This is a genomic window from Bacillus nitratireducens, from assembly GCF_036320425.1.
Lineage (GTDB): Bacteria > Bacillota > Bacilli > Bacillales > Bacillaceae_G > Bacillus_A > Bacillus_A nitratireducens.
This window is the reverse complement of sequence record NZ_JAUMJO010000002.1, coordinates 438,666-457,303: the sequence shown is the minus strand read 5'-3', so window position 1 is coordinate 457,303 and position 18,638 is coordinate 438,666. Positions and strand designations below refer to the sequence as shown.

Annotated in this window: 15 protein-coding genes and 1 pseudogene; 5 read left to right on the top strand and 11 right to left on the bottom strand. The window is 32.7% G+C overall.

All coding sequences use genetic code 11. The annotated features are described in order from the left end of the window. Positions 1 to 175 precede the first annotated feature (175 nt). Together Q3V31_RS08680 and Q3V31_RS08675 are read left to right on the top strand one after the other, a co-directional pair. Entirely contained in the window at positions 176 to 1,354 is a 1,179-nt protein-coding gene (locus tag Q3V31_RS08680; protein ID WP_000284923.1) for a DUF2515 domain-containing protein, read from the top strand. Next, the gene (locus Q3V31_RS08675) at positions 1,329 to 1,748 is read left to right on the top strand and encodes a CBO0543 family protein (RefSeq protein WP_079999156.1); all 420 of its coding nucleotides are present in this window, start codon (positions 1,329 to 1,331) and stop codon (positions 1,746 to 1,748) included. The genes Q3V31_RS08680 and Q3V31_RS08675 overlap by 26 nt, the downstream gene beginning before the upstream one ends. A 10-nt stretch (positions 1,749 to 1,758) precedes the next feature. On the opposite strand, the gene Q3V31_RS08670 is transcribed toward Q3V31_RS08675, so the two are convergent. The 9 genes and pseudogenes from Q3V31_RS08670 to Q3V31_RS08630 all read right to left on the bottom strand — a co-directional run bounded on the left by Q3V31_RS08670 (position 1,759) and on the right by Q3V31_RS08630 (position 8,831). Further along, entirely contained in the window at positions 1,759 to 2,181 is a 423-nt protein-coding gene (locus tag Q3V31_RS08670; protein WP_000214620.1) for a YfmQ family protein, read from the bottom strand. Between the two features lie 65 nt (positions 2,182 to 2,246). Next, a complete protein-coding gene (locus Q3V31_RS08665) occupies positions 2,247 to 2,918 on the bottom strand; it encodes an LrgB family protein (RefSeq protein ID WP_329764543.1) in 672 nt (223 codons plus the stop codon). A gap of 23 nt (positions 2,919 to 2,941) precedes the next feature. Further along, positions 2,942 to 3,298 carry a CidA/LrgA family holin-like protein gene (locus Q3V31_RS08660; RefSeq protein WP_016130122.1) on the bottom strand — a complete coding sequence of 119 codons (357 nt, stop codon included), beginning with the start codon at positions 3,296 to 3,298 and terminating at the stop codon, positions 2,942 to 2,944. Positions 3,299 to 3,337: 39 nt separating this feature from the next. Further along, positions 3,338 to 4,771, bottom strand: a complete 1,434-nt coding sequence (pdxR, locus tag Q3V31_RS08655) for a MocR-like pyridoxine biosynthesis transcription factor PdxR (RefSeq protein WP_090813337.1) — start codon at positions 4,769 to 4,771, stop codon at positions 3,338 to 3,340. A gap of 67 nt (positions 4,772 to 4,838) precedes the next feature. Further along, entirely contained in the window at positions 4,839 to 5,636 is a 798-nt protein-coding gene (locus Q3V31_RS08650; protein WP_329765189.1) for an alpha/beta fold hydrolase, read from the bottom strand. Further along, positions 5,636 to 6,316, bottom strand: a complete 681-nt coding sequence (bshB2, locus tag Q3V31_RS08645; RefSeq protein ID WP_000787330.1) for a bacillithiol biosynthesis deacetylase BshB2 — start codon at positions 6,314 to 6,316, stop codon at positions 5,636 to 5,638. The genes Q3V31_RS08650 and bshB2 overlap by 1 nt, the downstream gene beginning before the upstream one ends. Before the next feature lie 32 nt (positions 6,317 to 6,348). Then, the gene (locus tag Q3V31_RS08640; RefSeq protein WP_000006471.1) at positions 6,349 to 6,543 is read right to left on the bottom strand and encodes a hypothetical protein; all 195 of its coding nucleotides are present in this window, start codon (positions 6,541 to 6,543) and stop codon (positions 6,349 to 6,351) included. A 191-nt stretch (positions 6,544 to 6,734) separates the two neighbouring features. Continuing rightward, a pseudogene (locus Q3V31_RS08635) lies at positions 6,735 to 7,037 on the bottom strand (UTRA domain-containing protein); the annotation flags it as partial. Between the two features lie 78 nt (positions 7,038 to 7,115). Beyond that, positions 7,116 to 8,831, bottom strand: coding sequence for a methyl-accepting chemotaxis protein (locus Q3V31_RS08630; protein ID WP_329764539.1), 1,716 nt, complete (start codon positions 8,829 to 8,831; stop codon positions 7,116 to 7,118). A gap of 563 nt (positions 8,832 to 9,394) precedes the next feature. Here Q3V31_RS08630 and Q3V31_RS08625 point away from each other — a divergent pair. Both Q3V31_RS08625 and Q3V31_RS08620 read left to right on the top strand, forming a co-directional pair. Further along, the gene (locus Q3V31_RS08625) at positions 9,395 to 10,732 is read left to right on the top strand and encodes an NAD(P)/FAD-dependent oxidoreductase (protein ID WP_090813334.1); all 1,338 of its coding nucleotides are present in this window, start codon (positions 9,395 to 9,397) and stop codon (positions 10,730 to 10,732) included. Positions 10,733 to 11,226: 494 nt separating this feature from the next. Then, positions 11,227 to 13,146: an LTA synthase family protein gene (locus tag Q3V31_RS08620; RefSeq protein WP_090813333.1), complete on the top strand. Its 1,920-nt coding sequence runs from the start codon at positions 11,227 to 11,229 to the stop codon at positions 13,144 to 13,146. A 100-nt stretch (positions 13,147 to 13,246) separates the two neighbouring features. Here the strand turns inward: Q3V31_RS08620 and Q3V31_RS08615 are convergent, their stop codons facing one another. Next, positions 13,247 to 16,030: a dynamin family protein gene (locus tag Q3V31_RS08615; protein WP_016130125.1), complete on the bottom strand. Its 2,784-nt coding sequence runs from the start codon at positions 16,028 to 16,030 to the stop codon at positions 13,247 to 13,249. A 583-nt stretch (positions 16,031 to 16,613) separates the two neighbouring features. On the opposite strand from Q3V31_RS08615, the gene Q3V31_RS08610 reads away from it, so the two are divergent. Next, entirely contained in the window at positions 16,614 to 16,799 is a 186-nt protein-coding gene (locus Q3V31_RS08610; RefSeq protein WP_000461141.1) for a hypothetical protein, read from the top strand. Between the two features lie 390 nt (positions 16,800 to 17,189). On the opposite strand, the gene Q3V31_RS08605 is transcribed toward Q3V31_RS08610, so the two are convergent. Further along, positions 17,190 to 18,617, bottom strand: coding sequence for a 6-phospho-beta-glucosidase (locus tag Q3V31_RS08605; protein ID WP_000672302.1), 1,428 nt, complete (start codon positions 18,615 to 18,617; stop codon positions 17,190 to 17,192). Positions 18,618 to 18,638 lie beyond the last annotated feature (21 nt).

The following is an 18,638-nucleotide window of genomic DNA, read 5'->3' as shown; positions in this document are numbered from 1 at the left end:
TAGTTTCTGTTTTTCATTTCACCTCTTAACAGTAAGATTTTTTCATACTGTTTGCACGATAGCTATATTACTTATAAAAAAACACCGCTCATTTATTTCATATACTCGTAATAAAATAAATAGAATGATTCATAACCAATATCATGTTTAAGTTCATGAAAAGGGAGGTAATGGAATGTACCAAAGCAACTCAAATAATACATATAATGAAGCTTCCAAAGCACTTCCTCTCTCCCTATTTGATGTGAAAAGTGAGTTAAAACAAAAATGCACACTCATTCATTCTGAAACCATGTATAAATTAACGAAAGAAGAGCAACTCATCATCGAGAACATAAAAGTACAAACAAAACAACTAAATAAAAATAATGTAACAAGAACACGTGCATACTACCAATTTTACATTCAATATCCAGAAATACATTGGGCACTACTTGGGCATATGGTATCACGTAACGGTGGTTGGAATATGACCGATTTAAAGGGAGATTTATATACGAGAATTTTATCAGAGAAAGATCAAATTACATTTTTTTCTTTTTTAGAAAGGGGAAATTGGCTTATTTTCCAAGATGTATATCCTCAATTTTTGCTATATGAACAAAGTGTAAAAAGATCGCAAAGGCTATTTCACCTTCTCCCTCACCTAAATGTTTCTACATTTATGGAAACGATGTGGAACGATTTTTGGAAAACAGGTAACAAAAAAACATTAGCGATTGCAACTATTATTAATGAACAAAACTACTTAGAAAAAAGAGTTATTCAAAATGCACACTTTAAAAAGACTGTACTAAATAGTATTGGATTTAAACTCTTTGATTTCTTTCAGTTTAATCATATCCTTTTCCCATTCTACGAAAATGATAAGAAACAAAAAGTATTACTATTTGGTGATACAATGAAACATTTTACATCCTTGCATGAACGAATCTTAATTGGAAAAAGATTGTATTCACTATTATTTCGGGACACACATATTTTATCTCAAATAATAAGTTGGGCCGAGCATCATCCACACACAGGCTCAAGGAAAGATTACTGGCCTCATTTATTTTCAAGTGTAAATGAATCTTTTTCCCGTGAGTTTTATAAACGCCGAATAAAGAAATGCCAGTTGCGTAGTGGCGCATATCGTATATACAGCCCTGCACTCATCTATGCATGGCGCGATATGAAACATGAAGAAGATGAAAGTAAAGATTGGTTTACTGATTGGCAAGTTGTAAATTACTTAGTTGATAAGGAGGAAAATATAAGTGGACAAATTTCAGAAGACTACTGCAAAACACTCGAAAAAATTGAACTTGCCATTCTTGCAAAGAAAAATGTCCTCCTCCGAGAGGAAGAATGACTTTCTAGCTATAATAATTACAGTTTTTTTCTCTGCTATTATTGGAACTTGTTTAGATGCTTTCTTTGTTAATAAACAAATATATTCTTTTCCGGTTAGACCCTTCTCATCCACATTTTCAGTTAACATAGCTTTCACGTTACTCGTACTACCGATTTTAACAGCCTCTTTTATTCAAATTTCAAAGAAATTATCTACCATTTCTAGAACTCTATTTATTATTTCAATAGGCGTTTGTGCTAGCATTTTTGAGCAAATTGCTGAGAGGCTAGGCTTATTTGTACATAGTACGGATTGGCAGCATAGTTATTCTTTGTTTGGATATATCATTTTCTTTTCTCTTATTTGGAAATTTTATAATTGGATGCTAAAAATAAAGAGACCGTTTTTATAACGGTCTCTCCTTAAGCATAATCTTCAGTTACTGCTACTGAACGACTTTGAAGGCTTTTTGATCGCAAACGATATGCAACTACTTTCTTCTTATATTGCTTTATTACATCAACGTGTTCCTCGTAGCTATATATAGAAAATCTAATCTCTCTTTTTCCTTTCTTCGTCTCCATGACTATTGGTGTACCATTCCCTTGTGGCGGAAAATAATGTTTATCTAAAAATAAAGCCTCGTTAAATTCATGAATAACTTGAACTTTCATTTCTCCTTCTATACTTTCCCCATCTACTGTTATAGTAGTATTTTCCTCATCAAGTTTTTGATGTAACTCAAATCTACTAATAATTGATTCTACAACAGAAGTTGGCATACTAGAAACTAGTACTTTAAGAGCACCAAAAATAAATAATGTAACTATAAACCATGTTGTCATTTTAATCATCTCCATTACGCTCTAAAATGAGTAGTGTTATACTCCTTATTACGATTCATTCATTTTCAAAATAAAAATTTCATTCCATAAGGTACTAATATACTAATAAGTATCCCTGTTACAATCATCGTTACCGAGCCAATAGTTGCCTCTTTCTCTCCTTCTTTCACTAAGCGACTCACACCAATGATATGTGATGCACAGCCCATCCCAACTCCTTTTCCAATTGTACTTGTTATTCGAAAAAACTTAAGTGCCGTCGGTCCTATGATAGCACCTGTTATTCCTGCAACAACTACAAAACTAGCAGTCATAGATGGAATGCCACCAATTTGATCCGCTAATGAAATGGCAATAGGCATTGTCGCTAATTGTGGTAAAGTTGTTAATATAAGTTCCTTATCTATATTTAAAATTCCACCAATCACTACATTCATACTCGTTAAAGCCACTATACCTATCACTACGCCGATTAGTATCGCTAAAAATTTTTTCATAAGTATCTTTCGCTCTTTAAATAGAGGTATGGCTAACGCTACAATTGCAGGACTCAAAAAGCCTGAAAGAATGTCTCCCCCATTTTCCTTATACTCATGATGAGAAATACCAAATATCAAAAATAAACAAATCATAATTGCTGTAACTGTTAATACCGGTAACGTAAATGGAAACGTAAATTTTTTATATAACTTTGTCGCCAATAAATAAATTACTACAGTAATAATAATTAAGACCATTTGAATCGTGCACCTTGTCGATTTTATTTTTTTGATGTTACTAATAATTGACTTACATACCCTGAAACAATCAATGTTACTAAAGTACTTATAACAACTAGAAAGAACATAATACTACCCTTACTTAAAAGAAATGAGCCGTATTCCATTAACCCCGTCGTCGAAGGAATTAAAAATAAAGGTAAAAATACTATTAGCTTTTCTGCACCTATCTCAAACCATTTTAATGGCACAATGCGAGTGGAAAGAAGCAGAAAAAGAATTAACATTCCTATTAAACTTCCTGGCATAGATAGATGAAATACTTCCTGAATCCATACACCAACCAAACTAAACATATATAGCACTCCTACTTGAAGTAAAAGCGTCAAAAACTTCAATTGCTACTCCCCATTTCAATACCAAATTCCCACAATTTATTATTGAATCTCGTTTAATGTCTCTGCAAACCTTGTAATTCCAAGCTGAATTTGTTCTACATTCGCTCTGCCAAAAGTAAATCGGATATATTCACTTTTCGAACCTAGGACGCTTCCTGGGACAAATGCTACACCATTTTGTATAGATTCGCCTAGTAAATGATATTCATCAAACGTTCCTTGTACTTTGCACCATAAATGTATTCCGCCCTCGGGTATAAAAAATTCAACCTGGTCCCCTAATATTTCTTCAAGCTTTCTAATTAACTCATCTCTTCTTTGCTTCAGTTGTCCACGAAGCATCGTAATATGCGTATGAAAATCCTCTGATTCTAAAAATTGGTTCGCTACCCACTGTGTAAATACACTATGACCGAAATCAACTTGCTGCTTCGCATCTGCCAATCGCTCAATTACGCGCGTGGGGCCAATTACCCAACCAATCCGTAATCCTGATGCAACAATTTTTGATAATGAGCTTACATAAAGAACGTTTCCATTTTGATCCATCGATTTCAATGTTGGATTTACTTCTCCATTAAAAGAAGTCAAACTATACGGATCATCTTCTACAATCGGTATACCAAATTCAGAAGATAATTCTAAAACCTTTTTACGTCTTGCCAATGAAAGTACCGTTCCAGTTGGATTTTGATAATCCGGATTTAAAAACACCATACGAATGCGATGCTTTTTGTGCAAATTGATTAAGTCATCTGGATTCATACCATGCTGATTAACTGGTAAACGGAATATTTTTAAACCTGCTGATTTAAACATCGGAAGTGAATAACAATACGAAGGATCCTCAATTGCAATTGCATCGCCAGGTTTTAACAAACATTGAACGATAAGATTAAGTGCCTGCTGAGCTCCTGATGTAATAAGAATAGAACTTGAATCTGCTTCTATTTGTTTATATTGCTCGACATGTGCCGCAATTGTTTTTCGCAACATTTCATTTCCAAGTGGATGGTCATAACCGAGATTTTCCATAAATGTTTTCTCCGACAAAATTGTTCGAAATCTATCACTCGGAATTAATTCTGGTGACAATTCACCACTCGCTAAATTGATTAAATCATCTTTTTGTGTTTCCGTTCGAATTTGTTGAACGAGTGGTACATTAGGTAAGAACGATCCATCCTCAACATACCTCCCCCAGTTCGGTATTCGTTTATGTGACACACCCCATATGTCTGTATTCACCCGGGTGCCGCTTCCTTTTTGCCGTTCTACTACCCCAAGGGATTTTAATTCCTCATAAGCAGCTACTACCGTACTCCGGTTCACTTGTAACTTCTGTGCTAACATACGCTCAGAAGGTAATTTTCTATCAGAAGGGAATTCACCGGTAGAAATGCCTCTTTCAATGTAATCAGCAATTTGTTTATACACTGGTATCTTATCTGCACGATTCGGTTTCCATTCCATTTAGTTCCCTCCTCTCCAAGCTAGTGTCCTGAATTCATTAACAACAGTATTCACTGTAAAAATGGTATTAATCAAGCGCATGGTTTAAAAATACCTCAACCGTCACATTAAAATTAGTCGGCTGTTCTAAATAAGGCAAATGCCCACTATTCTTCAGCTCAACGAACATCACGTTTCTCAGGTGTTTTTCAAATTCTCTCACATACTTTTCCGGAACAAAATAATCATTCTCTCCTCGTATTATTAATACAGGACATGCAATATTAGAGAGGTATGGTCTTTGATCGTAATCAACTAATTCAGTAAATAGCCTTTGAATGTGCATCGGATGAATAGTTTGTAGGGATTGATGAAATCCTCGGACAATTGCATCATTATCTTCTACTCCCATCGCTCTCAATAACGTATCCGCCCAAGTTTTTCCTTTATCATGCAAGCTAAGTAAATCATATACTTCAAGTCGTTCTTTACGATCTGCCGGTTCTAAATAAGGAAATGCATTTACAACAATTAAGCTAGAAACAAAACTTGGATATTGAATGGCAAAATCGATACCGACTCTAGCCCCTTTTGAAAGACCGCAAATTGTTACTGATTTTAGCTTTAAATGATTACATAACCCATATAAAACATTTGAATATTCTTTAAAAGTAATTTCAATCCCTTCGGATTTCCCATGTCCAGGTAAATCGAGTGAGATTACTTTCCATCTTTCCTTGAAGTATTTTCTTTGGTATAACCAATTATTCGAATTCCCTCCAAGACCATGTAAAAACAATATGACAGGCCCCGATCCTTCTATATTGTAAAAAACCTTTCGATTCTTATATTCAAAATACATAATCATCACCTTCAGATGTAGCATCACATATTTTTATCTTTGAATGAATATATCCAAAACGGTTCTCTTTCTAACCACTCAACTGTGCCTGAAATACCGTCTTCATACTCTCTTTCCAGCTCATCCACTTTAGTTGTAAATTGTGATGCATGTGCTCGTAATGCTTCCAATTTTTTCGGAACATATTTTTTCACTTCATTTTTAAAATCTGGAGGCCCTATTTCGTCTTCATGATTTTTCGAAAAAGCTACAGCATAAAAGGCTGGTCGTTTACTTTCTGAAATATTAGCTAAGGCCTCTACTACTGCTTCCCCTGTTGCATCATGATCTGGATGAACTGCATACCCAGGATAGAAAGAAATAACTACAGAAGGATTCAATTCTTCAATACAGTTTTGAATCAAGCTTCTTAATTTTCCAGGCTCTTCAAATTCAAGAGTTTTATCACGATATCCCATCATACGTAAATCTTTAATCCCTAAAATATTTGTAGCTCGCTTTAACTCTTTCTCTCTAATAGCATATAAAGATTCACGAGTTGCAAAAGGTGGATTCCCCATCGCTCTCCCCATTTCACCAAGTGTTAAGCAAACGTAGGTAAGAGGGACTTTCTGCTCCGTATAAGCCAAAATTGTCCCAGCCACACAATACGACTCATCATCTGGATGCGGGAAAACAACTAAAACATGGCGCTCATTTTTCATCAATGCATTAACTCCTTCATCATATACACACTCTATAAAATAACAACCGCATACCAAGTAACTCCCACAAGAAGCCCTAAAAGAAGAATGGTATAGATAGCAGATAAGTTTTTTACATTCCTCTTTGTAGACTTACCGTAATTCTCTTCTACATTTCGTGCGACTAGTACGGTCCCCAATAGTGATACAACTACAATAATAACAACTAGTGAAATCGCAAAACTCATTGTCTTTCACCTCTCTAAAGCCAGTCTATTTTAAAGCTGGAATAAAATACTACCTTTCTTTTCTTATCATAATAGAAGTTTGTAAAAAACGGACCAACCACTTTTGTGTTTTTTTGCTCATCCACTTTAAAAATAAAAAGCAACTGCTCACTTAGGACCAGTTGCTCTTTTAAGGCTACTTGTATTCATTTTCAATTAAAATTAATTCGATTTAAAAGTTTGGTCTTTTCATAATGAAACATTGATTGAGATAGCTCGAAAATTGTTCCATTTACAAGATAAACTGTATTTTCAATAAGAAGCGCTGGATCATCTTTATTTAGTTCTAAAAGCTGTGCATTTTCTTTATTTATTTTTTCACAACTAATAACTTTATCGGCAAAGCCAATATTTAATCGTAAATCCTCAATGAAATAACTGTATACAGAGCTTAATGCTATTTCTTCATTCAAATAAGGAATGATATCTTTTTTGAAATAACTTACTTCAATTGAAGGCCCTTTTTCAAATTGTGCAACGCAGCACTATATTGAGTATCTTAAAGTTTTTACTAATGATAAATGTTAACAGACTTATTCTTCAATAATGAATTGTGAAATTAGCATTTCTAAATTTTCGACTTTCTTTTTCATTTCATTAGATTTCGTCGTTATTTCTTGAATCAATGTGGCTTGTGCTTGAATTGATTGTACCGTTCGATTCGTTTCTTGTGCGACTTGTGTTGCAGTTTCAGAAACTATTGATAAAGAGGCATTCACTTCTTCTGTCCCAGCAGACATTTCTTCTGTGGCAGCAGACACTTCTTGAATTTGGGACGTTATTCTATTAATATCTTGCATAATAGATGAAAATGCGAGTTCTGCCTTATGTACTGCTTCTTTACCACCACTAGCCTGTTGTTGACCTTTTTTCATTACATGAACTGTATCCTGTGTATCTTGATGTATAAAACGTAATAAATTATTTATATCATTTACAGATGTTTTAGATTTCTCTGCCAGACCTCTTACTTCAGCTGCAACTACCGCAAATCCTTTTCCATTTTCTCCGGCGCGTGCTGCCTCAATTGCTGCATTTAAGGCAAGTAAATTCGTTTGTTCCGCAATATTAGTAATAATATCTAGCGCTTCTTCAATTTGTTGTGTACGCGTAACAAGTCTATCAATGACCTTAGAAGTTTCTTCGACAACTTCATTCACACTATTCATTTGACGAATAGATTGTTTTATAACTTCACTACCAAAATTTGCTTGGTCTATTGTTGCAACAGCAACTTCAGCAACCATCGCTGAAGATTCAGCTACAGTTTGAACTCCAGTTGCAATTTCTTCCATCGAAGTTGAACTTTCTTGAATACTAGTCACTTGTCCCTCTATTTCTTTATTTACTTCAGAAGTAGTTCGAACAACATCGTTTGATATATGTGCTGCCGTTTTTGTCTCTTGTAGCATATTTTCAGTTGAAGTAATTACTTCTTTCGCTGTAACCTTCACCTGACCGATTAATTGTTGCAAGTTATCTAACATACTATTAAAGGATTGTACAATACGGCCTAATTCGTTCTCGGATTTATAAGAAGTTCGAATTGTTAAATCTCCAGCAGATACTCGTTCCATATCTTTTTGTAATAATACAATTGGTTTTTTTATAGTATTTTTTATTATAAAACCAATAAAAATGATTATTATGATGCCAACAAATGAAATAATTACAAATGTTATTATTGTATTTTTCACACTATTGATATTCTCTTTTTGTAGTTGTTCAGCCGCGGTATTATTATGTACAATAAGTTCACGAATAGACTGAATTGTTTTCCCCATATTAGGTTCAATTTCTTTTAAATAATAGCTATACGCTTCTTCATTATTAGTCAGTCCCAAGTCCTGTGCTTTCTTCATTTGTATTCTTAAATCTTTGAATTGACTTTGAAATGCATTATACAAGTCCTTTTCTTTATGAGAACTAATTCTAGTTTCAAATTGTTTTAATAACTCCTCACTTTCTTTCCTAGTCTTATCTATTTCTGTTATTAGTTCTTTCATTCTATTTTCATCTTTCGATATCATAATCTCCATAAAATTCATATTAGCATGGTAAAAATTTGATTCTACAATTCCTATCCATTGAATTGGTAATAGCCTTTCGTCATACATACTAGAAGATGTATTTCCACCTTTTTGAAGCCCTAAAAACCCCAGTGCAGATAACATGATACAAGCCAAACTCGATATAATGACTAATACATTTAATTTCGTTCCAATTTTACTATTTTTAATAAAAAACAACACTTACACCTCATCTATATATTATATTTATACGTTTTATATTACAACATTAATCGACATTTATCGACATTTTTTCGTATCAATCTTATAATTGTATTAAGTTATTATATTAACTATATAAACCTATTCAAAGAACTTTGATTCTCATAATAACAAATACTAAAAGGCTTATGGGAATTCTACAAGACTTTTAATAGAGTTACATTGTTTCTATGAAATTATGTTGAAAATTAAAGTGACTTATTAGTACTTATAACTTCTTGATAGAGAATCGGTAACCACGTCTTCGCTAAATAAGATTTGAAATCATTAACAGACCTCTTCACTTAAAAGGTCTGTTTTTTTATATGTAAGATTTTATTAATCATATGACATAGTGATCAATTAAAACTATTTCTTCTTTCAAATAAAAACATTTGTATTTACTCCACTACTCGGAGAAATTAAAAAAGCATCAAGTTCAAAAACGCCCTCTTTATTAATAAAAGCTATTTCTTAACTTCCTAAAAGTGTTATACACTAAGAAAATAAAAAACAAACTATTCGTTAGCAGGTGAAAAAATATGTATGACATTACAATTATCGGTGCTGGAGTGAGTAGCATTTTTATGGCTTATACATTAGCCATAAGCAACAAAAAGGTTTTAATTCTTGATAAAGGTAAACCGTTAGAACATCGAAATTGCTCTTTAGAACAAGGGGAAATATGTAACTGTACTGCATGTGATAAATATTTCGGGTTTGGTGGTTTAGGAAAATCTGAAGGGAAATTTAATTACACAAACGGTTTTGGAGGCGGACTTGAGCAAAAGGTAGGTAAAGAAGGCTTTATACAACTCATGGATGAAGTAGATGAAATTCTATGTCAGTTTGGCGGAAGTTCAGTTTCAAAATATTCTACAGAAAATCTAAATCTCACTAAGAGAGCTGAAGCGTGTGGTTTACAAATGCTAACAACCGAAGTAAGACATCTTGGTACTACACTTTCCCGTAACATTTTTCAGCAGCTCTATGAATTTTTACTTACGAAAATAGATATCCAATTTCATATAGATGTAGAGCATATCATGAAACAGAAAAATCATTTTAAAATAGATACCAATCAAGGAATAGTTCAATCTAAGCAAATCGTATTTGCAACAGGACGTTCCGGAGCGGATTGGTTAAAAGAAATGTGCACTTCTCTAAATATTTCTCAAGAGCAAACTCGTGTAGATTTAGGTATTAGAGTAGAGATGAAAGAACACCAATTACGTTCTATATTAAAAGATACATTTGAGACAAAACTTTCTTATGAGCATGAACTTTTCACGGCTACTACTTACTGTATGAATCCAAAAGGACGCATTATTCGAAAGTACGAAGACGGCTTGATTATGCCTGACGGTCAAAATTTCCGAGAGCAAGAAACTGGCACTTCTAACTTAAATTTCACTTTATTTATCCCGCGCTATTTTCCAACTCTCAGAGAAGCAAATGTATACGCAAGTTCAATTATTAAAAACATTAACCAAGGACGAGATCGGATTGTTACACAGCGTTTAGAGGACTTAATAAAGAAACAACCTACAGCGGAGAACACCATGAAACATAATCGTATACAGCCTACACTACATGGAGATTATGGAGACTTGAATAAAGAAATTCCTCCATTATATATTGAAGGACTCAAAAAATTTTTATTACGTTTAGAACAATTTATCCAAGAACCTATCGATCAAGATACTTTATTATATGGAATTGATGGCAAGTTTTACGCTCCTACAATAAAAATCAATAACCATTTTGAAACAAGTATAAATGGGCTATTTTTAATTGGAGATTGTTCAGGCGTCACTCATTCATTATCTCAAGCAGCTGCAAGTGGGCTGTATGTTGGAAAATACTTGTCTGATATTTAATTGCTATAATTTAGATACCAATCAAATATTTTGAGTTTCACCAGTACTTTACTTATGTAGTAATAGCATGAATGAAATCATTCCCGCGCTACTGATTAACCCACAAAGAATCGGGATTTTACAAGATACATATTTAATATAACCATGTATGTAAAACTATTGACATTCAATTCTAACAAATTGAATGTCAATAGTTTTAAAAGTCTCTATTCATTTTCACTTTTATTTGTTCGATATTTTGTAACATCGCCGTAGTGTTTAATATGTTAGGATGTCTATAAGTATTTTTTACTACGACTATGACTTTTTCTGCTCTGTTTCTAAAAAAATTAGATGTATGTTACTTCGCTTTAAAATTCTCCATTGTATGTATATGAATACTTCAAAATATTACCTTTAGAAAAATATAATATAAATGGTTCACCACACTCTAATAGTTATAAAAATATAATATATAACATTAGTTAAATAAATTCTATAAAGAAGGTGTAAAAATGAAGAATAAAATAAATTTACAAATGCAAAATATAAGCTTTGTTTTAATAATTGCTTTAGCAGTATGGTTAAAAACATATCTTATTACGCGATTCAGTTTTGATTTAAAAATTGAGTCTTCTACACAAGAACTTATTTTGTTTATTAGCCCTCTCGCTACATCGTTAGCATTTGTTGGATTAGCATTATTTGCAACCGGTGAAAAGAGAAATTATATAGCGCTATGTATTAATCTCTTATTAACAATCGTACTTGTTGGGAATGTAATGTTCTATGATTTTTATAATGATTTCGTTACGTTACCAGTACTTGGACAAACATCAAACTTTGGCCAATTAGGCGGCAGTATTATAGAAATATTGAACTACAAAATTATACTCGCATTCGTAGACATTATTTTCTTCTTTATTTTATTAAAAAAGAAAGCAATAGTCTTTAAAACAGAACGTGTAACTCATTCTGCACGCTTATTATATTTTCTTTTAACGATTGGTGTCTTTTTTGCGAATCTACATCTTGCAGAAAAAGAACGACCTGAATTATTAACGAGATCCTTCGACCGCGTAATGCTTGTGAAAAATTTAGGACTATACACTCATCAAGTATATGATTTAACACTACAAGTAAAAGCAGGATCCCAAAAGGCACTTGCAGATAGTAGTAAATTACAAGAAACTGAAAACTACGTAAAAGCAAACCAAAGTGAACCAAATCCTAATATGTTTGGTGCAGCGAAAGGAAAAAACGTAATTGTCGTTACTCTTGAATCCTTGCAAACCTTTTTAATAGGTGCATCCGTCAATGGCCAAGAAGTTACACCGTTCTTGAATGAATTCATAAATGAAAGCTATTACTTTGATAACTTTTTCCACCAAACTGGGCAAGGAAAAACATCAGATTCTGAATTTCTAATAGATACATCGTTGTATCCATTAAATCGAGGAGCTGTATTCTTCACGCACGGTAACAACGATTATACTGCCACTCCAGAAATTTTACGTCAGCAAGGCTATTTCACTTCTGTATTCCATGCGAATAACGCAACATTTTGGAATCGTAATATCATGTACTCTGCTCTTGGTTATGATCGTTACTATAATGAACTTGATTACAAAATTACACCCGAAACAAATTTAAATTGGGGATTAAAAGATATCGAATACTTTGATCAATCGGTAGATATATTAAAAACTGTTGATCAACCATTTTATGCTCGTTTCCTTACTTTAACAAATCATTATCCATTTACGTATGATGAAGATACAAAATTCATTGAACCATACAACTCTGGTAATGGCGTATTTGATCGTTATATCGTAACAGCACGTTACTTAGACGAATCAATTAAAAAATTTATTGAGCGTCTAAAAGCCGAGGGAATGTATGATGATTCTATTATTGTGTTATATGGTGATCATTATGGCATTTCTGAAAAACATAATCGCGCAATGGCACAGTTTTTAGAAAAAGATCAAATAACAGAATTTGATACTTTAAATTTACAACGCACACCTCTATATATTCATATCCCTGGCCAAACAGAAGGTCAAACTATTTCAAAGCCTACGGGACAAATCGATATGAAACCTACTATTCTAAATTTATTAGGGATTGATACTACTAACGATATCCGTTTTGGCCATGATATGTTTTCAGATGAATATACCGGTTTTGTTGTTTTACGTGATGGTAGCTTTATTACAGACAAGTATGCATACACAAACAATACTTTCTATGACCGCATAACAGGTGAAATTGTAGATTTACCAAAAAAAGAAGCACAAGCACTCATTAACCGTGCACAAAATGAGTTACGAATGTCTGACAAAATTATTGAAGGCGATTTATTACGTTTCTCAGAAAGTAATAAAATTAAAACTGGAGAAGTAAAAACTAAAATTAAAGAAACTGAAAAGTAATCTATATAAGGAAAGGGAGCAACTTATTAAAAGTTGCTCCCTTTTTACTTTCTTATAACACATGGTGCAATTTCATATAAAAAACTGATATATTTTACTTTTATTCTATGCTTGTTTCTAAAGTTACATCTGTATAGGTATTATCATCACCTATATTTAAAATTACTTCACATTGACGTAATCTCAATTCAAAGAGCTTTATAGGATCATGGTAAACTTCAGGGTTTGATTTCATTTTATGCAATTTATCTTGTTTTTCTTTTATTTCTAAATGAGTGTTTTCTATAGCTTGTTCCAACGCACCAAATGGATTTCTAAAGAACATATTAATATCCCGCTCTTGTGTGTTTTCAAACAGCTCAAATTGCAAGAAAAACTTCTTCATAATAGAAGCCGTTACATCGGTATAATCTTCATTTTCTAAATACTGTTTGTATTTGTTATATAGCATAGCTTTATTTTTAGGAAGAACTCCAAATAATTTACCGGCACTTTTCAGTAAAAATTGCGCTGGCGTAAATCGGCGTAAAATATTTACTTCTTCCATTTGTATTCTAGTTGTCATTCTGTCAGTATCTCTGCGCCAGTCATCAATTACTTTAAAGTCACATTCTAACTGTATTCGATTTTCTCCAAATAAAGAATTAAGTCCTTCACTGGTTTCTTCTAAGTACAATTGACTTTGAAGGAGCTCATTATTAGAGGTCGCAATCCAATTTTGCATAGAGCGAGCAAGATTAGGTAATACAGTTTGTTCTAGATATTGTTGCACTCTTCCATTCATCGCTGTGTTTAGTTCAATATCAATGTGACTAAAATCGCTTTCTTCACTAATTAAATCGGAACAACTCTTCAATAGTTTCGGAATATGTTCTGTAAGATCATTAGTAATTTCGTTTTTCATCGTACGATATGATTCTGTAATTAAATGAATTTTTTCCTTCTCAAAAGCAGTAAGGTTATTAATACAACCATTAAGTTTAACTAACATATCTTCATTCCAATTAATAGAATCCACTAGATTTTTTTCCCTCTCGACGCGTTTATCCAAAAGATATGTAATTGTTTTTCGAATGAAAAACAATAGCTTTTCAGTACGTTCTGCATCGATATTTTTATAGTTAAAGTTAAAATGAATAAACTCAGTTAAATCGTTTAGTTGTTTACTATTTGTATATAACGAAGAATAAGGGAAAACCCTTGCATTAGGGAAATATGTGTTAATTCTCACTTGCGTATCTTGTATAACTCTTTTTGCTTCTGCTTCATTGTAAATGTTATCGATTTTATTTAATAAAAAATGCACTTGTAGATTTGGTGTATGTTCTTGGATACTTAATAGAATGTCACGTTCTTTGTCAGTAAAAGGTGAATCCGCATTCAATACGAATAACAATTCATCTACAGAATTTAAATATTCAAACACCTCATCTCTCGCATCATTGTTCCTATTAAAGCTAGGTGTAACAACGAATGTAAGTTTATTTTTACTTAAAAATCTGCATGGTAACTTAAATTCAACACATGCTCTATCTCTATATGTTTGACGGTGTACTGCCATCATGTTATGGAAATCAGAAAAATTCTCAGTTGTTGTAATTTCCGAATCTGTTATAGCGTTAATTTCTGTATAAGCGTCATTTTTAAAAACAACTACATTTGAGATTGAGTTTTCTAATATATTTTCTCCTAAAATAGAGTTAATAAATGACGCTTTTCCGTTTCCTGAAGTTCCAGTTACTAATAGGCGATTTGTTCTTAAATCTGCAAGCTCGCCAACTAACCAGCTAAATCGGTGACCCATTTCTAAATCATATTCTTGTGCCCAGTATGTAATAGATTCAAAAAGATGTAAACTATACTCTAATCCATTCACATGATTAATAGAATATGACAGTAGGTTTTCCGCATCTTTTATATCCGCTGAATCTATTTTAGAAGGGAAAATCTCATCCCATGCCAATACTGCTGCAGATGGAAATACAGCATGAGAGGGATTGACTACCTTTAACCAATTTGTTAACAGATTTGGAATGATATCGTGTAATTGTCTAAGCATATATTGACCTTGAATTAATTCAAAGTATGTTTCTTCGTAAAGAGAAGAAATTTCGTCCCATATATCGGACGAACGTATTTCGATATGTATGAAAAATTCATTTATTGTGTTAAGCCATAATAAGTAATTTTGTTCATCTTTATAGCTGCGCCAAAGTGATGAGACTATTTGCGTAAATTGTACTTGATCTACATTATTTAATGTTATTAATACTTTATAAAAATAATCTGGTGAAATATTTTTAGTAAATCCTTTATCGATATATTCTTTTAGAACCTCAAACCACGGATAAGATTCTGTTCGAATTAACTCGTTCACAGCAAGCTCTACTGCACTATCAAAATCTTGCTGTTCTTCATAAAAGGAACGTGCAATTGTTGTGACGTTTGGATAATCGGGATTTAAAGAAACCGCTTCTTTTATAACAGCGAAAGCTGAATCAAAATTATTTTGCTCGATGTAAAGAGACAGTAATTGCAGTACAATTTCGGTCATCAGTATTTTGTTATCAGTAGTAATGGAAGTATACACATTTTCAGCAACTGATAATTGGTTAAGTTCGAAGTAAGCATCCGCAATATTTTTTTGTGCCCATGGCGCGAATTCATTACTAACTTTCTCCCATTTAAAAATAGCTGCTTCAAAATCTTGATGGTGATAATAAAATTCACCTTGTGCAAAACGAATATAAGATCCATCAGAAATCTCATTTTTTTCTTCGTTTACATAAGCTTCTCCAAGTACTTGAAGAGGTGGGTGCGTTTCATTCTCCATTAGGAATGTTTCATAATACATCTTTTTTATTAATTGTTTTTCTAATCTCATCTTTTCCCCCACTATATCTCAAAAATACATTTTCGAGATATGTCAATACTTTTTTGTATGTATGCTTTTTATCTTAACAAAGAATTCCTTTTGGAAAATTTCATTTTCCTTTCATTTTTCAAGTAAGATTGAATTTTTATGAGAAAAGTTTCAGTTTTTTTTCAATTCCCTTTCAGTTGTGAAACAACATTAAATGTTCCTAATAACCTAATAACACTATAATATTCCACATTATATTATCAGGAAAACTATATATATATTACATTATAAAAACAATCTATAACGAATATATATGCATTGTTTGTTTCACTGATAAATAAAAGAACTCATCACATAATGGTTATTAGATAGACCAATATGCTACGTCCCCTCAGAATTTCGAACATACCACGATAACTTAAACAACAATAATAGTGAACGGCTATCATTACAATATTTTTCTCCAATTGTTTTCCTTGGAAATATTTCAGTAGTTACGTAATTAAATTCCATTAACCTATATAAATAACTAGTCCAAAAAAAATCTATATGCATATCATGTTATAGTAAAGAATTCAGGAAATCCTAAAAAGGAGGCATTTTCATGTTTGAAGATAAATCTAAAATAAATTACCCATATGAATTTACCGAAACTACAACAGTCCCTCTAAAAAATCCTATCAATAAAAATTTCAAAAATAGCTCTGGTACACATACTTTCCCAATTAAAAAACACTATAAAGAACAGGTGCTATATACTGAAAAAATTAATAATAATAAAAATAAATAATCATATAGATTCTTATAACAATTAACAAAGTAAGAATCTATGTTTAGCCGTGCATAGTTACGCTTTTAATAATGTACAACCTTTATTTTAAAATCCACGTACCTTTTAAAAAGTGCTGATATACAGCGCTTTTTTATACATAGATAAATTAAAGTTTCCTTAGTCTAGAAATGCATTACTTGCATTATTAAATATCATGCACTCAAATTTTAATAAAACAACAAAATTACTCCCTCCGAATCTCATTCAACACTTAACTTTACATATGAACAAATAAAAACGTAGAAATTAATTATTTCTACGTTTTTATATTTACCTACAATATCTGTACCGTGATGAAGAACTCCCTCCATCATAGCTACACCCCTGTGACTACGCCATCTACACTATTTAATCTAAATCTTCCCCATTCGTGGAAATAACTTTTTTATACCAATAATAGCTCTTCTTTTTACTTCTTTTTAATGTTCCATTTCCTTTATTGTCCTGGTCAACATAAATAAATCCATACCGCTTGTCCATCTCACCAGATCCTGCACTCACTAAATCTATAGGTGCCCATGTTGTATACCCTAAAATATCTACCCCATCAACCTGAATCGCATCCTTCATCGCTTGGATGTGTTCTCTTAAATAATCAATTCTATAATCATCTTCCGCATAACCATTTTTGTCCACTTCATCCTTTGCCCCTAATCCATTTTCTACAATAAATAATGGCTTCTCATAACGATCGTAGACATGGTTTAGAGTAATTCTGAATCCCAATGGATCAATGGGCCATCCCCATTGGCTGTACTCCAAATAAGGATTTTTGGTGGATGCAAATAAATTCCCTTCTGCATTATCTCCCCCGTCGCTATCTGTTCTTACACAGCGACTGTTATAATAAGAAAGGGAAATAAAATCTACTGTATATTTTGCGAGGAGCTCTTCATCCCCATTCTCCATTATTGGCAGCGTCCCATTACGTTCCATTTCCTTTAGTGCATAGTTTGGATATTTTCCTCTTGCTTGTACATCAACAAAGAAATAACTTTCCCGATCTAATTTTGTTGCTTCCCAAACATCATTTGGATTACAACTATAAGGATATACACTCCCTGCTGCAAACATACAGCCGACTACATTATTTCCATCTATTTCACGAGCCATTTTAGTGGCCTTTGCACTTGCAATAAGTTCATGGTGTGCAGCTTGATATTTTATCTTCTCCTTATTCTCACCTTCTTCAAAATAAATTCCTGCCCCCATGAATGGAGCGTGTAAAATCATATTAATCTCGTTAAACGTTAACCAGTATTTAACTAAGCCCTTATATCTTTTAAAAATAACCTGGCATAGTTGCATATAGAAATCAATCATTTTACGGTTTCTCCAGCCACCGTATTTTTTAATTAGGTGCATCGGACAATCAAAGTGAGTAATGGTTACGAGTGGCTCTATATTATATTTACGGCATTCTTTAAATATATCTTCATAAAATTGAAGCCCCGCTTCATTAGGTTTTTCTTCATCACCTAATGGAAAGATTCTAGTCCAAGCAATACTCATTCGATAAACTTTAAAGCCCATTTCAGCAAATAGCTGAATATCTTCCTTGAAATGATGGTACATATCAATGCCTTTTTTAGCTGGATAATAGTAATTTTCATCAAAATCAAACATTTTCAGCTTTCCTGTAATTACTAAAGATCGAGCTTCTCCTGTTGGGCATACATCGACATTCGAAAGTCCTCTCCCATTTTCGTTATATCCCCCTTCACATTGATTGGCTGCGGTAGCCCCACCCCATAAAAAATCATCACTAAACTTCATCACTCATTCCTCCAATCTCGA

Bases quoted from the DNA above. Each gene is read 5' to 3' on its own strand.
- Q3V31_RS08680 (WP_000284923.1), top strand. From the start codon at position 176: ATGTACCAAAGCAACTCAAATAATACATATAATGAAGCTTCCAAAGCA.
- pdxR (WP_090813337.1), bottom strand. From the start codon at position 4,771: ATGGAATGGAAACCGAATCGTGCAGATAAGATACCAGTGTATAAACAA.
- Q3V31_RS08670 (WP_000214620.1), bottom strand. From the start codon at position 2,181: ATGACAACATGGTTTATAGTTACATTATTTATTTTTGGTGCTCTTAAA.
- Q3V31_RS08610 (WP_000461141.1), top strand. From the start codon at position 16,614: ATGTTTGAAGATAAATCTAAAATAAATTACCCATATGAATTTACCGAA.
- Q3V31_RS08615 (WP_016130125.1), bottom strand. From the start codon at position 16,030: ATGAGATTAGAAAAACAATTAATAAAAAAGATGTATTATGAAACATTC.
- Q3V31_RS08675 (WP_079999156.1), top strand. From the start codon at position 1,329: ATGTCCTCCTCCGAGAGGAAGAATGACTTTCTAGCTATAATAATTACA.
- Q3V31_RS08665 (WP_329764543.1), bottom strand. From the start codon at position 2,918: ATGGTCTTAATTATTATTACTGTAGTAATTTATTTATTGGCGACAAAG.
- Q3V31_RS08640 (WP_000006471.1), bottom strand. From the start codon at position 6,543: ATGAGTTTTGCGATTTCACTAGTTGTTATTATTGTAGTTGTATCACTA.
- Q3V31_RS08650 (WP_329765189.1), bottom strand. From the start codon at position 5,636: ATGCTACATCTGAAGGTGATGATTATGTATTTTGAATATAAGAATCGA.
- Q3V31_RS08620 (WP_090813333.1), top strand. From the start codon at position 11,227: ATGAAGAATAAAATAAATTTACAAATGCAAAATATAAGCTTTGTTTTA.
- Q3V31_RS08605 (WP_000672302.1), bottom strand. From the start codon at position 18,617: ATGAAGTTTAGTGATGATTTTTTATGGGGTGGGGCTACCGCAGCCAAT.
- bshB2 (WP_000787330.1), bottom strand. From the start codon at position 6,316: ATGAAAAATGAGCGCCATGTTTTAGTTGTTTTCCCGCATCCAGATGAT.
- Q3V31_RS08625 (WP_090813334.1), top strand. From the start codon at position 9,395: ATGTATGACATTACAATTATCGGTGCTGGAGTGAGTAGCATTTTTATG.